The 14,172-nt window shown below is 36.3% G+C and carries 12 protein-coding genes; 8 read left to right on the forward strand and 4 right to left on the reverse strand.

The features are described from left to right. Nucleotides 1-2 precede the first annotated feature (2 nt). Nucleotides 3-170: an aspartyl-phosphate phosphatase Spo0E family protein gene (locus tag CZ490_RS01555; RefSeq protein ID WP_077617228.1), complete on the reverse strand. Its 168-nt coding sequence runs from the start codon at nt 168-170 to the stop codon at nt 3-5. 217 nt (nt 171-387) lie between these two features. Here CZ490_RS01555 and CZ490_RS01560 point away from each other — a divergent pair, with 217 nt between their 5' ends. The 3 genes from CZ490_RS01560 to CZ490_RS01570 all read left to right on the forward strand — a co-directional run bounded on the left by CZ490_RS01560 (nt 388) and on the right by CZ490_RS01570 (nt 3,628). Then, nucleotides 388-1,293: a fumarylacetoacetate hydrolase family protein gene (locus CZ490_RS01560; protein ID WP_077617229.1), complete on the forward strand. Its 906-nt coding sequence runs from the start codon at nt 388-390 to the stop codon at nt 1,291-1,293. Nucleotides 1,294-1,430: 137 nt separating this feature from the next. Then, on the forward strand, nt 1,431-1,796 hold the full coding sequence (locus CZ490_RS01565) for a YisL family protein (protein ID WP_077617230.1): 366 nt from the start codon (nt 1,431-1,433) through the stop codon (nt 1,794-1,796). 134 nt (nt 1,797-1,930) lie between these two features. Further along, entirely contained in the window at nt 1,931-3,628 is a 1,698-nt protein-coding gene (locus CZ490_RS01570; RefSeq protein WP_234987150.1) for a putative bifunctional diguanylate cyclase/phosphodiesterase, read from the forward strand. Nucleotides 3,629-3,712: 84 nt separating this feature from the next. Here the strand turns inward: CZ490_RS01570 and CZ490_RS01575 are convergent, their stop codons facing one another. Both CZ490_RS01575 and CZ490_RS01580 read right to left on the reverse strand, forming a co-directional pair. Then, complete coding sequence (locus CZ490_RS01575; RefSeq protein ID WP_159439887.1) at nt 3,713-4,276, reverse strand: DUF2777 family protein; 564 nt, start codon at nt 4,274-4,276, stop codon at nt 3,713-3,715. 121 nt (nt 4,277-4,397) lie between these two features. Then, complete coding sequence (locus tag CZ490_RS01580; protein WP_077617232.1) at nt 4,398-5,768, reverse strand: MATE family efflux transporter; 1,371 nt, start codon at nt 5,766-5,768, stop codon at nt 4,398-4,400. A gap of 276 nt (nt 5,769-6,044) precedes the next feature. On the opposite strand from CZ490_RS01580, the gene CZ490_RS01585 reads away from it, so the two are divergent. Continuing rightward, nucleotides 6,045-7,439 (forward strand): alpha-amylase family glycosyl hydrolase, encoded by a 1,395-nt coding sequence (locus tag CZ490_RS01585; RefSeq protein ID WP_159439888.1) that lies wholly within the window; start codon nt 6,045-6,047, stop codon nt 7,437-7,439. Nucleotides 7,440-8,164: 725 nt separating this feature from the next. On the opposite strand, the gene CZ490_RS01595 is transcribed toward CZ490_RS01585, so the two are convergent. Beyond that, the gene (locus tag CZ490_RS01595; protein WP_077617235.1) at nt 8,165-9,028 is read right to left on the reverse strand and encodes an SDR family oxidoreductase; all 864 of its coding nucleotides are present in this window, start codon (nt 9,026-9,028) and stop codon (nt 8,165-8,167) included. A 155-nt stretch (nt 9,029-9,183) separates the two neighbouring features. Here CZ490_RS01595 and CZ490_RS01600 point away from each other — a divergent pair, with 155 nt between their 5' ends. From CZ490_RS01600 to CZ490_RS01615, 4 genes are read left to right on the forward strand one after another with little or no spacing between them, the layout of a single operon-like run. After that, the gene (locus CZ490_RS01600) at nt 9,184-9,894 is read left to right on the forward strand and encodes a response regulator transcription factor (RefSeq protein WP_077617236.1); all 711 of its coding nucleotides are present in this window, start codon (nt 9,184-9,186) and stop codon (nt 9,892-9,894) included. Then, nucleotides 9,891-11,384, forward strand: coding sequence for a HAMP domain-containing sensor histidine kinase (locus CZ490_RS01605; protein ID WP_077617237.1), 1,494 nt, complete (start codon nt 9,891-9,893; stop codon nt 11,382-11,384). The genes CZ490_RS01600 and CZ490_RS01605 overlap by 4 nt, the downstream gene beginning before the upstream one ends. Continuing rightward, on the forward strand, nt 11,356-12,435 hold the full coding sequence (locus tag CZ490_RS01610) for a LolA family protein (RefSeq protein WP_077617238.1): 1,080 nt from the start codon (nt 11,356-11,358) through the stop codon (nt 12,433-12,435). Before CZ490_RS01605 ends, CZ490_RS01610 begins: the two co-directional genes overlap by 29 nt. A gap of 30 nt (nt 12,436-12,465) precedes the next feature. After that, nucleotides 12,466-14,160, forward strand: coding sequence for a M56 family metallopeptidase (locus CZ490_RS01615; protein ID WP_234987151.1), 1,695 nt, complete (start codon nt 12,466-12,468; stop codon nt 14,158-14,160). Nucleotides 14,161-14,172 lie beyond the last annotated feature (12 nt).

A 14,172-nucleotide genomic window follows, 5' to 3' on the forward strand; every position in this document is an offset into this window, starting at 1 on the left:
TTTTAGTTAACCCATTTTAGTCGTCTTTCTTTCGACTTTTGATAGCTATTTAATAGCTGATCAAGCTCCTGACTACACTTTACTGTCTCCCAAGCAGTAAAGCCATGCCGATTTGCTAAAGTAGTCATTTTTCGGCGTTTTAATTCAATTGCGATTTTTAATATAAACATTTTCATTTCTCCATTTTGATAGTACGTATTAACTATAATCCGTGTACTAAAGTAGTATATACAGGGCTTGTACTATTATTATACCTACCCTTCAAGGGATTGAAACAAGTTCGCTAAAACCTCTAAAAATATTACATAATAATACAAAATTCTACAAAAAGATAGGGGAGGAATAGTGATACCCCATCTAGAATAATTACACATGGGAGTGATTTATATGAGGTTTGTAACAGCTGAAAAAAGTGGAATTCAATTTATAGGAATAGTTAACAGTAATCTTGATCAAGTAGTTGATATTAAAACTGTAATAAAACAAATGAATGTGAAATTAACCGTTCCAGATACAATGATAGAAGTCATCGCCTTAGGTGAAGATTTAATTGAAGAGATTAAATTGATAGAGGAATGGGTTTTGATCCATCCAGAGGCGCAAGGAGTATATCCGATTGAAGAGGTTACATTAAAAGCACCTATTCCAAAACCAAACAAAAATATATTTTGTGTTGGCAAAAATTATGCAGAGCATGCAATTGAGATGGGAAGTGAAAAGGATATCCCAGAGCATGTCATGATGTTCACCAAGGCACCTACAACAGTTGTGGGACCTGATGAAAATGTACTAAACCATAAAGAAATAACGGAGCAGCTAGATTACGAAGGGGAATTAGCTGTTGTGATTGGCAAATCTGGTCGTGCTATAAGTGAGAGTGAAGCATTTGATTATGTATACGGATATACGATTATCAACGACATCACAGCTCGTGATATCCAATCTAGGCACAAACAATTTTTCCTTGGCAAAAGCTTGGATACAACTTGTCCGATGGGGCCAATGCTTGTGCATAAATCGTTAATTCCGAATCCGGACAATCTCAATGTTAAAACCAAAGTAAATGGTGAAGTACGACAATCAGGCAACACTAGTCAATTTATATTTCCAATCGAATCAATTGTTTCTGTCATTTCACAAGGAATGACATTAGAACCAGGTGATATCATTGCAACAGGAACACCTGCCGGAGTAGGTAAAGGGTTTAACCCGCCACGTTTCCTAAAAGCGGGAGACGTTATTGAGATTTCAATTGATGGCCTGGGAGTATTGCGAAATAAAATTGCTGAGTAATGGTATAAGGGCCTTTGTCACAAAAGAGACAAATTTCCTATGGTGATAGTGAAAAAGAATCGATACAACCTTTTTAATTTTTAACTAAACATGCTATGATAATCCTTGAAAGAAATTGGAAAAGGAGGAAGTAGTACATGACAGTGAATACTCATGCACATATTACTTCTTGGGTAGTAGCTATTATTCTATTTGTAATAGCAGCAACAATCTTAAATAAGTCAGGAAAAGAAAAAGCACAAAAAATTGTTAAGATGATCTTACGCTTATTTTATCTTTTCATTTTAGCAACAGGTTTACTACTGTTATTTGGTGGAGTTGCAATTGATGGCGAATACATAGGTAAAGCAATCCTAGGCATTTTATCAATTGGATTTATGGAAATGATTTTAGCTCGCTCTAGTAAAGGAAAACCAAATGGTCTTTTCTGGGCATTGTTAATTATTGTGTTAGTTTTAACAATAGCGTTAGGTATGAGATTACCACTCGGTATCTGGGGTTAATAAATTAATAAAAATGTGAAAAAGCTGCCAATTTGGTGGCTTTTCTCACTTTTTCTATGTTTTTCGACAGAAAATTATGCTATCTTATGGATAGATACATACTTCATGAGTGAAAAAGAGTGGTGAATCTCATATTGAGAACCTATAGTTTGGTTTGTAATGAAATAAATGAATTAGATGAATTTGTCGAGCAACACCATCTTTCTGCAGAAAAAAATGTACTTATCCAAATTCTTACAGGTGGAACTGAAGGTCGTCTATCAATAAAAGAAATAACAGATAGAATAAAGGATCAGATTCCACATGCGATTTTTATTGATACAATGAATGAGAAGGAAACTCAGGCTAATAAAGTAGCCAACGGATTTTTTATAAGTCTCACCGTTTTCGAGGATACAAAATTAATGTCTGCTATTCTTTCACTATCAGATACCAAAGGGAGACATGCTTTATTAGCTTTATCCCAATCGATGCACAGATCTTTAATAGATATTGAAGTAGTTTATGAACAAAAGGCTGAACAAAAAGCAGAGTGTTTAGCCTATTATGATGCAGAAACCGGTTTGTCAAATCGTTTGCATTTTACGAAACTAGTTGAAGACTACGTTCAAAAAATGACTATAAGAAAAAAAAATAACAAACTAGCTGTACTTTTTATAGATTTAGACAGATTTAAAATGATAAATGATACTGTAGGACACTATGCAGGAGATATCATTCTTAAGGAAGTAGCAAATCGAATTAAAGAAAACCTCCCTGCTAAAAGTGATCTTGCAAGATTTAGCGGTGATAAATTTACGATACTCATAACTGAGGATGTAGAGATTGACAAAATCGTTGAACTTGGTCAGAATCTCTTGCAAATCATAGCCAAACCAATAATGTATGAAGCTCGTGAATTTTTCCTAACTGGAAGTATAGGGGTTAGTTTTTATCCTAACGATGGTATAACAACTGAATTATTATTTAAGCATGCTGATACAGCTATGAACCTTGCGAAGCAGCAAGGTGGAAACAAACTGAAGTTTTACTCGAAAGAAATGAATCAACAGGTCTTATATCAACTAGAGCTAGAGGGTTATTTACGAAGAGCACTCGAAAAAAAGGAATTTCATTTATGTTTTCAACCTCTTATTGACCTAGCAACGGGAGAAATTTATGGTAGCGAGGCACTTATTAGGTGGGAACATCCAAAACTAGGGCTTGTATCACCAGGGGAATTCATACCTCTTGCTGAAGAAACAGGTCTAATCCATGATATCGGGAAATGGGTTCTAAAAAAAGCTTGTCAAGAAAATAAACGATGGCATGACATGGGGTTCGATTACTTAACGATATCAGTCAACGTATCTGCTAATCAGTTTCAACAAATAAGCTTTATCGATGAAGTAAAAGAAGCTTTACTGGAAACTGGATTACCACCTCAATTCTTAACTCTTGAGCTTACAGAAGGTGTGATGCTACGGAATATATCCCATAGTGTTTACGTCATGAAGGAGCTACAGAAATTGGGTGTCAAGGTTTCAATTGATGATTTTGGAACAGGCTACTCATCACTAAGTTATTTAAAGGATTTGCCAATCAATCACTTAAAAATTGACAGAACATTTATCAATAACTTGAAGTTAAATACGTCAGACATAGCGATTGTGAAGGCAATTATTACGATGGGGCATGGGTTATCTGTTAAAGTGGTAGCTGAGGGGGTTGAAACCGATGAGCAGATTGCATTACTTAAGGAACTTGAATGCCATTATGCGCAAGGTTTCTTCATCGATCGACCAATGAGAAGTGAAGACTTCGAAAAAGGACTAGCTAAACTAAAAATATGATACAAAGAGAAAGGGCTGTTCAACTGAGAACAGCCCTATTTTACCCTTTTTAATCTGGTGGAAAATATTTTAAGATACAACTGACTATCTGCAAATGGTTGAAAGAATTGTTCGTTTACCGTTAGCTAATGTAAATTCGAACCGGTCCTTTCTCAACTTACCACGTGAATAGTGGTGGTGGACAGATAAAATCATTTCTGTATTATCAAACATTAAAAAATTAACACCTTCTTGCTCATCATCACCTTGATGATACATTAATTGATTATGGCATAGAGTACAGTCATATAATGAAAACATAAGCTTATTTAAAGTGGATGTAAACCGTAAAAATTGGTCCTCGGAAAAACTCTCCAATAGTTCCTTGTAAGCAAAGGTCAGGTTTTTGCGAAAACGAAGGCAATCTCCATTATCAAGTTTGTAAAAATAACCATTCATCTGAATCAAACCGTCTTCGACAAAGATCCCTTTTTCCCATCGGTTTAACGTGAATAATTCTACTTCCTTACCAATCATTTCTTCAATCATTGATGCTTCGTCTGTTTCAGCATCAAAGAAAATCCACTGATCGTTAATACACTCTGTTGTACCCGTGATAAAGGAACGTTTTTGTTCATTTATGCTGCCAAGACGTTGTTGTAAGTCCAAAGTTAAATCCTCCATCCATTCCTGTTGTATTATTCTCTTTTTAGACAAAAGAATGGAAATTTATAACCAATGATTTCAGTCCTGATTTGTTTTTTAAATCATAAAAAAAAGCCTGAACGATTCAGGCTGTTACGTTTGTATTTTCAACCGGTGTAGAAAATGTTTTCTTTTCCCATGCGCGTGAACGCCAACGCCAAAGCATAACTACTCCACGTACCCATTCGTCGACAATGAACGATATCCAGACACCTACTAGACCGAGTTCAAAGTGTATGCCAAGTACATAGGCAATAGGTACACATATTCCCCACATCGAAAGGATTCCCATATAAACTGGTAATCTAACATCTCCAGCAGCTCTTAAAGCATTAATAAGGACAAGATTGAAAGCTCGACCAGGTTCAAGAATAATGGTTAATAGTATAAGCACTCCACCAACTTTAATGATGTCTTGATTAGTAGTAAAGATAGTAAGGAGTGGTTCCTTAAAGAATGAAAATACAATTGCCATACCTAACGAAATATAAATCGCAAGCTTTAAGCTTTTTAAAGCTCTTAAATAAGCATCATTTATCTGACGAGCACCAATCATTTGCCCAACTAGGATTTGAGTTCCCTGACTAATTGCAATACTAAATAAGAAAATGAACATCATGAGATTTTGCGCGTATACCTTCGTTGTGAGGGCTTGTGTTCCCATAATCGTTATAAAATAGGTAATCACCATTTGTGAGGAATTATAGGATATCTGTTCTCCTGCGGAGGGTATTCCAATTTTAAGTAAATTTTGAATATGTTCCTTTGGTAGTGTGAAGACCTTTATAAATGGAAGACCATTATTTACCCGTTTAAACAAAAGATAAATGATGACAAGTAATCCTACAAATCTACTTATTGATGTTGATATTGCTACACCCTCGACTCCGAGAACAGGTAACCCAAATGGCCCAAATATAAAAATATAGTTTCCTATTACATTAAGGATATTCATACCTATCGTTACGTACATCGTATCTCGTGTAAAACCATAACTTCGAATCACTGCTCCAATGGTCATAATCAGTGCCTGGAGAAAAGAGAATAACCCTACGATTCTTAGATAGCTATCCGCTTCGTCTAATAACTCAATGGGTAAATCCATTAATAGCAAAAGTTTTTTGCTCCAAATAAACACGATGAGACTAAGAATAAGACCAAATACTAGATTTGCAGCTATTGAGACTACTGCAACCTCAGCAGCGCTCTTTTCATTTTTTGCTCCAAAATGCTGAGCAACTAAAACAGCTGTGCCAGTGGCAACGAAACCGAACATCACAATAATTAATGATAAGATTTGGTTGGAGACCCCAACTGCCGCAACAGAGTTATCCGAATACATGCTTAGCATAAGGGTATCAGCATTCCCCATTAACATATGTAAGAGCAATTCAATAAAAATGGGCCATGTTAATGCAAACAGTGTTAACTTTTTCGTATTTATTGAAGTAGCCAAGCTGTCAACCCCTCTAAGATTCTTATTAAAAACTATATAAGTTTATCACAGAATCCGAGTTGAAAACACAGTAAATAGTAAAGAGAATGTTTGGTTTTTTTATGAGATAATTAATTGATAAATTTGTCGGAAATATGAACAAGTACCTGTTATATTTGACTTTTAAGAGGGGAAAAGGTTACTTTAAAGTATGATATGACTGTATTACGCATTCACCCCAAATTCCATATTCGGTATGAATGCAACAGAGTATACAATTTGTGGGGGTTTAATGTGATGAAGAAGATGATATACATAATAGCTCTATCTATTCCAATGCTACTTTTATCTGCAATCCATTCTGTGGCTGCTGATGAACATACGAAAAGAAATATAGAGGAAGAAAGCATTTATTATATTGTAGTTGATCGCTTTAACAATGGTGTCAGCGCGAATGATTTTGATGTGGATATATCCAACTCAACAGCCTATCATGGTGGAGATATTCAAGGGATTATTGGCAGACTTGATTATGTGAAGGATATGGGCTTTACATCCATTATATTATCACCTGTCTTTGAAAATGAATCGACTTCATATTACCCGTATCAAATTGAAAATTATAAGGAAATCAATAAGCACTATGGTACTCCAGATGACTTGAAGGAACTTGTTAAAGAAGCACATGATAGGGACATGAAAATAGTACTTGATCTTGGAATAGATTCAGATGAGGTTATTACTGATCTGTTTATTGAAACTGCAAAATGGTGGATTCAAGATACAAATATCGATGGATATAAGCTAAATCTTGTTGAAGGTGTTTCACCAAATGAAATTGCTACATTAGCGACAGCACTTAAATCAGAAAAAGAAGATTTCCTATTAATTGGAGAGTCAAGAAGTTTAAATAACTTAGATAGATTTAAAGAAGCAGGCATAGATATGTTTTACAATACTGCTCCCTATGAAGGAATCCAAAGTTTTAGTGTTGTCGACGAGGCGTTTAGAAATATCGAAATGACGTGGGAACAAGCTCAGGAATTGGATAGTCCCAGTTCTTTAGTCAATTTTATTGATACCTTGAATACAGTTCGATTTACTTATAGGGCGGTAGAAGCAAATGAACACCCTGCACCACGACTTAAGTCAGCCTTAACCTATATTTATACAACACCAGGTATTCCAATGGTTTTATATGGTACGGAGATTGCGTTAAATGGCAGCGAACCACCTGAGAATATCGGTTTAATGGACTTTAGAACAGACCAGGAGTTAGTTGAGTATATTACTTTACTTTCAAAAATAAGGTCTGGTGTTCCGGCATTAACAAAAGGGACAATTGAATTAGTTGTGAATGATGAAGGACTACTTGTATTCAAAAGAGAGTACGAAGGTGAAATTGCATTTGTTGCAATCAATAATACAACTAAAACACAAAATTTCACGTTAACGACAGACCAAATAGGAGAAGAAAAAGAATTAACAGGACTTATCACTGAAGACCTAGTCCGTCCTACTGACGATGTATTCCATATGGTTGTCAATCGGGATGTCTCAGAAGTGTTTGTAGTTCGAGACACTACAAAGATTAATTATACATTATTATTTAGCGTATTTATTGTACCGGTATTAATGGTTGGATTTATCTATTTAAACAAAAGAAGACATGGCAACAAGAAACCTGAATAAAAGTGAAGGGGCTGTCCGAAAAGTCATTGAAAAGTGACTTTTGAGGACAGCCTCTTCTTTTATATTATTTTCTGGTTAAAACATAGTGTTGATTTCCGCTGCAGGTGCTCGCTTTCCGCGGGCGGTCCGGAAGCCTCCTCGTCGCTAGCGCTCCTGCGGGGTCTCCCCTGGCCTCGCTTTTCCCGCAGGAGTCTCGCACCTTCCACTCCAATCAACAAAGTGTGATTATAAAAATCCCGGATTTACAATATAATTGAATATACTTTAAAATAACGCACAAAAAAATCGTCTTTTCTAGTAAAATTGTAAGTGACCAAACCAACAATTTTCGTAAGGACGATTTTTTATGAGTAATCAAATGATCACTGAGCTAAATTATAACACGGAACAAACTAGCCTTCCACTAAATATCCAGACCCAAGAAGAAACTTGCGTTTCAACAAAGAGAGAACTACGCCCCACATTCATTCCATACACGCAGATTTTCCCTGCGTGGACTCGATAAGGTCCATGTCGAGTTTGGGATTGTGGCATTAGCACACAATCTATTGAAAGTAGCAGGCATCCGCCTTGCTACTTCTAATAATCAAAATCCAACAAAAAAGCAGCGAAAGGAAAATATAAAATTTTTTTCTTTCGCTGCTTTACTATTTTAGGGACTTCTTAGACAGCCCCTATTTTTTTTGTTGTTCACCATCAACGTGCTTGCGTCTTCCGTCTTAAAACTACCCATTCACGATTTCTCCACCGTTCACGTGAAGAATTTGTCCCGACATATAGGAAGCATCATCGCTAGCAAGGAAAATATAGCTAGGTGCGACTTCCTCTGGTTGTCCCGGACGTTTCATAGGAGTAGTTGATCCGAATTTTGAAACCTGATCGCTTGTAAAGGTAGAAGGTATCAATGGGGTCCAAATGGGCCCCGGAGCAACTCCGTTTACTCTAATGCCTTTTCCAGCTAACTGCATAGAAAGTGAGCGGGTAAAGGAAACAATTGCTCCTTTTGTTGCTGAGTAATCCACCAGTTGTTCGTTACCCTTATAAGCTGTAACTGAAGCTGTATTAATAATTGAATCTCCTTGTTTTAAATGGGGGAGCGCAGCCTTCGTTAAATAGAAAAACGAAAAAATATTGGTACGAAATGTTCGTTCGAGCTGCTCAGCCGTAATATTACTAATGCTTTTTTGTGGATGCTGTTCAGCCGCATTATTGACTAAGATATCAAGCTGGCCAAATGTATCAATTGTTTTCTTTACAATTTCTTTGCAGAATTCTTCATCCCCAATATCACCGGATAGAAGTAAGCACTTTTGACCTTCCTCTTCAACTTGCCGCTTTGTTTCCTCTGCATCTTCATGCTCATCCAAATATACGATAACAACGTTTGCTCCTTCTTTCGCATAATGAATAGCTACTGCCTTACCAATGCCGCTATCGCCCCCAGTAATAATTGCTACTTTGTCTTTTAATTTGTTGCTACCTTGATAGGAGTAGTCCTCTGAGACTGGCTTTGGCACCATATCAGTCTCGGTTCCTGGTTGATGATTTTGATGCTGTGGTGGTAAAACTTGCTTCTCTTGATTAGACAAAACAAACACCTTCCTTTTAGTAAATGTACTTTACTTACTTTTTAATAAAATAGGTTTGAATATACATTTCTATGAATTATTAAGTATTTATAAAAAATCAAAGAGGAGGTTAAATCTTGCTTTATAATGAAAATAGATAGAAAGAGGGGTTATCCATGGAAAAGCCTGAAAAGATTCTACTTGTTGAAGATGATAAAGAAATAGCACGTATTGTTTGTGATCACTTACGAAAAGAAGGATATAGCGTAACATGGGCTTCAACTGGAAAAGAAGGTTGGGAGGATTTTAACGAGGATCAATTTGACCTTGCTTTAATTGATTTAATGCTTCCAGAAATGGATGGCTATACACTGTGTAAAACCATTCGATTAGAAAGTGAAATACCTTTATTAATTGTGAGTGCACGAAATGAGGATGAAAGTAAAATAAGAGGGCTCAATTTAGGGGCAGACGACTATGTAACGAAGCCGTTTAGTCTTGAGGAATTAAGTGCGAGAATCAGCTCTCATTTGAGAAGGTACAGAAGGTATAACAATAAAAATATAAATGAGAACCGGATTAACTATATGAACGGGCTGACAATTGATTTTACAAATGACCTTGTTTATCTAAATGATAACCTTGTTCAGATAAGTTCCAAAGAGAGAGAACTCTTATTTCTCTTAGCCAAGAATCCCCTACAAACCTTTTCGAAAACAGATATCTACGAGCATATATGGCGCCAAGAAGACGTGGATGGAAACAACACGGTCACTGTTCATATTAAAAGTTTGAGGACAAAATTGGGAGATAACACAAGATCTGCTCGATTCATTCAAACAGTCTGGGGTATTGGCTATCGGTTCATTGGAGAACAACTTATATGAAGATAAAACTGTGGTTAATGGTTAGTTTTTTTATCGTCATGCTACTACCGGTTGTCGCACTGTATTTTCTATATGTAAGTATTAGTGAACTTGATGATAAGCAAGCACTGCTTGAATATATTGAGATGACCAAAAAGATGGAAGAAATCGAGCCTAAGCTTTTGGATCCGAATTTATACAGGCTTGGTCCGAAAGAACAGTATAACAGTGTTCAATCTTTAGCGAATGAATCCATCAAGATTACATTGTACCGGTCAGACGGAGTAGTCGTATATTCAAGCATACCTGATCCCAGTTCTTATGGATTTTTCTCGGAGAATATTGAACAGGTTTACCGAGACTTAAATGACCTTCAAAAGAATTCTCGAACCTTCTCATTGAAAAAACAAGTCATGAATGATGGTGAAGTCATAGGGGTTTTTGAGATTTCGATTGCTAGGGAAGAGTGGATAGAGGGGCTAACTGATCGTTATATCTATTTAGCTGTAGTTTTCGGTATCTTCTTTATCCTGCTTTATATTGTTGTTGTCATTCAATTGAATCGTAAATTAAATCGGCCATTGAGTCATCTACAAGCACAGATGACAGCTTTTGCTAATGGTGAGAAACTTGAGAAGCAAATACGTGAGTCGAATGATGAAATCGGGGAGTTAATTAAACATTTCCAAAAAATGAAATCACAAATAGAACAAACACAGGAAGAATTGGCTGTTCAACAAAAGGAAAAAGAGTTTATTGTGGCAGCTTTGTCTCACGACTTAAAGACTCCTTTAACAGTCATTCGTGCATATACTGAAGCCTTACAAAAAGATGAATATTTATCCGTACAAGAGAAAAATGAATACAAAGAAATCCTATTTGAAAAGCTCGAATACATGAAACAAATGCTTGATGATTTAACCATGTATACAGCATTACAATCTTCCGAACAACAGACAGTACTAGTTGAGGTTGATGGAGAAGAATATTTCGATATGCTCTTATCAGGTTATGAGGAACCATGTAACCGAAAAGAGATTTCGCTTACCGTTACTCAATCTGTTAAAGAGTCCTATATGGTTGATCCAAAACAAATGGTGAGAATTGTTGATAACATCATGAGTAATGCCATTCGTCATACAGAGAGAGGTGACCGAATCTGGCTAGCAGCTTTATCAAGTGATACAAAACTACCAGAATGGATGTTTCGAGAATTCCATGAGGTTGTTGATATCTGGAGAAGAAAAGGAACGATTATCCTGATTCAAAATGAAGGGAATGGAATAGCAAACGAACAACTGGACAGAGTATTTCAACCCTTTTACCAAGCAGAAGGTGCTAGAAATAATGGAGGCAGTTCAGGACTAGGCCTTAGTATTTCAAAAATGTTAATGGAACAACAGAGAGGAAAAATTGATATCTGGTCAGCAGAAAATAAAGGGACATTGTTGGCCTGCTGGTTGGAAGAAGGTAGGGAATTAAATGAAGAAAATACAAATGTTATTGATTAGTGCAATTCTACTAACTGTCCTGTTATCAGGCTGTAAGGGAGAGATGGCAGTGTCATCAGAAGAGATTGTATCAAATGTATTGTCTGCAAAGGAAAATAATCTCTCTTATTATGGAGAAGGTGTCATGAAACTTACTGCAAATGATGATGTAACAGAGAATTTCGGTTTTAAAGAGTATGTTGCAGAAGATGGAAAACGAAAAATGATTACGACAGACCTTACAAATAATCACGAATCATATGCTTTAAATGACGGAAATCAGATAATCTCCTATGAAACGGGAAGTGAAAAAGCATTTAGCATAGACTTATCTGGAGAGGAATTACCAGCTTTTTCGGCTTCACCCAAGGAACAACTTATGACAATGTTTGGAGCAATTAAAGAAACCCACGATTATGAAATTATTGGTGAAGAAAAGCTGTTAGATTTGGATGTCTATCATTTGAAAGCTACACCATATAAGGATGGCAGTTTTTTAGGAGAAATTGACATCTGGGTTGACCAAAAGACATGGTTTATGGTGAAATTCATTTCAGTTGTTGGGGATGCGAAATCAGAGGTTGAATATAGTCTACTCGATTTTTCACCTAATTTTGAGGAGAGCACATTTAGCCTAGACATACCTGAAGATGTTACCATTACTCCGATTGACTCGGATCTTGGATCTACCTATGGGACAGTCGAGGATGCACAAACGGCTTTAGAAGAACCTTTCCTCGTCTTTGCTGGTGATGAGAATACAATTGAGAATGTTGAGATTACAAACTCACAAGGAGAAATTAATCGTACTGAGATAACTGTCTTTTATATGAGTCAGGATATCCCGTCTGTGTTAGTTTCTGTTTTCAAGACACCAAAGGAATCTGGGTTGGAAATTCAGCCTGGAACATGGAAAGTTCGTGGAAAGGATGCAGAATTTGATGAGTTTATTAATGCGTTGACATGGGATGAGGGCGGCTTACGCTATACAGCTATTATTCAGAATCCAGATTTAGCTGTAGAAGAAGTAATAAAAATGACGGAAAACATGGTTCTAAGCAATGAAATGTAGGTGTAATTAATGCTTCCAAGTTTGAATATAATGGTACTTTTTATCATAGCAGGAGTTGGAATTCAACTAGTAGGGCTATTATTTGAGAAGGTGAATAAGAAAGTAGGGACGACGATAGAAATCATACTTGCCCTGCTTTCACTAGGGAGTATTTTTTATCATTACTCATTTATGGATGGGTTCATCTATATTGCCTTGGTTTCAAGTGGTTACTTTTTAGCAATTTCCTTAACCACTGGTCATGAGAAACGAAAAGAAATTGAAAAAGAATTACATCATATTATAGTAGAAGAAATTGCTTTAGAACGCGGTATTTCTAGGATAATTTTAGATTTATTCATAACAGGGTTAGTGGTAATGGGCGCGATCTTGTTCTACATCTTTGGTCCTGATTATAGTGCTCTAAAATATATGATTATCTTTGGACTTGTTAGTACGGTTACAGAAGTAATCAAGCGGATAGGTGGATACGCAACTGTTAAACTATTCTATGACAAGGAAGAAAAGCAATTATACATTTTATCACGATTTGAGTCTCGAAAGATTCCTATTGAGGATGTTGAGGAAGTAGAGGTAGAAACAAATGTAGACCTGTTAAAACTTCATCCTTTATTAACGATGTTTTCTTCAAATACAGATTTTACAACAAACTTTCAGAAAGTGTTGAGAATAACTGTTCCAGGCGAGACGATATATGTAACGATCCAGGAACCCGAAAAGTGGAAATCAACAATAGTGAATATGATTAAAGTCGAAGGAGAAGAGAGTTCTCCGCAACTTGTACTGCCATTTTGGCATTGGAAGAATGGGAAGCGATTAATTGGAAAACTCTATTTTGCATCAACAGTAAAAGGTATTTCAGCTTATACGGGGCTGCTCCTTCTTTTATATTATTTTGAGGTTCCCTCATCGATCATGATAGGGGTTGCTTTAGCGTATTGGGTTTTTAATCTATATATTTCTGATCAGGTATTAAGAGTTGCCATGGATGCAAAGGAAACACAAAATCCTAGAATTATTCAACTATCACAGCGGATTTTCGAAAAAGCTGGTATACCAAATGTCCGCGTGTATGAAACAGAAAGTACAGAGTATAACGGTTTGGCAACAGGCATGCATATTGGGAAAGCAATGGTTACCCTAACGACTGCGACTTTAAAACTACCAAACGAAGCAATCGAAGGAATCCTAGCTCACGAGGCCATCCATATACAGAAACGTGATGTGCTATGGGGACAGATTTGGAGATTTGTTTATATGGCACTAGTTCTAGCTCTTGTTTTATACATTCAAACATATGTAACTAATTTAGAAGAGTATAAGGTTCCTATTTTCTTAGGGGTGTGGACTTTAATGATGCTATTTCCTATCATGCAATCCTTTTGTTCTCAGTGGATGGAGGTTCGTGCTGACCATCTCGGAGCATCTCTTCTTGAAGGTAAAAGCGAACAAATGGTAAACAGTTTAATTATCTTATCACAGAAACAAGATGAAGCAATCAATAAGTCAATATCGTATAGTACAGTCCAAAAAAATGAGGATGAAAAGGAAGTATCATCCATAGAACGAGATTCATTACTCTGGAGATTTATCGAGTTTCAGTTTATGTTACATCCACCAATGTATTGGAGAGTTCAGACTTTAAGAGAGAATAAAGAAGGTTGGGGAAAGAAAATTCGAAAGCGTTGGATGGTTGATCGGATAAAGGAGTCAGTCTTGAGATAGAAGAGGTGAGTT

This window comes from Litchfieldia sinesaloumensis (assembly GCF_900156865.1).
Lineage (GTDB): Bacteria > Bacillota > Bacilli > Bacillales > Bacillaceae_L > Ferdinandcohnia > Ferdinandcohnia sinesaloumensis.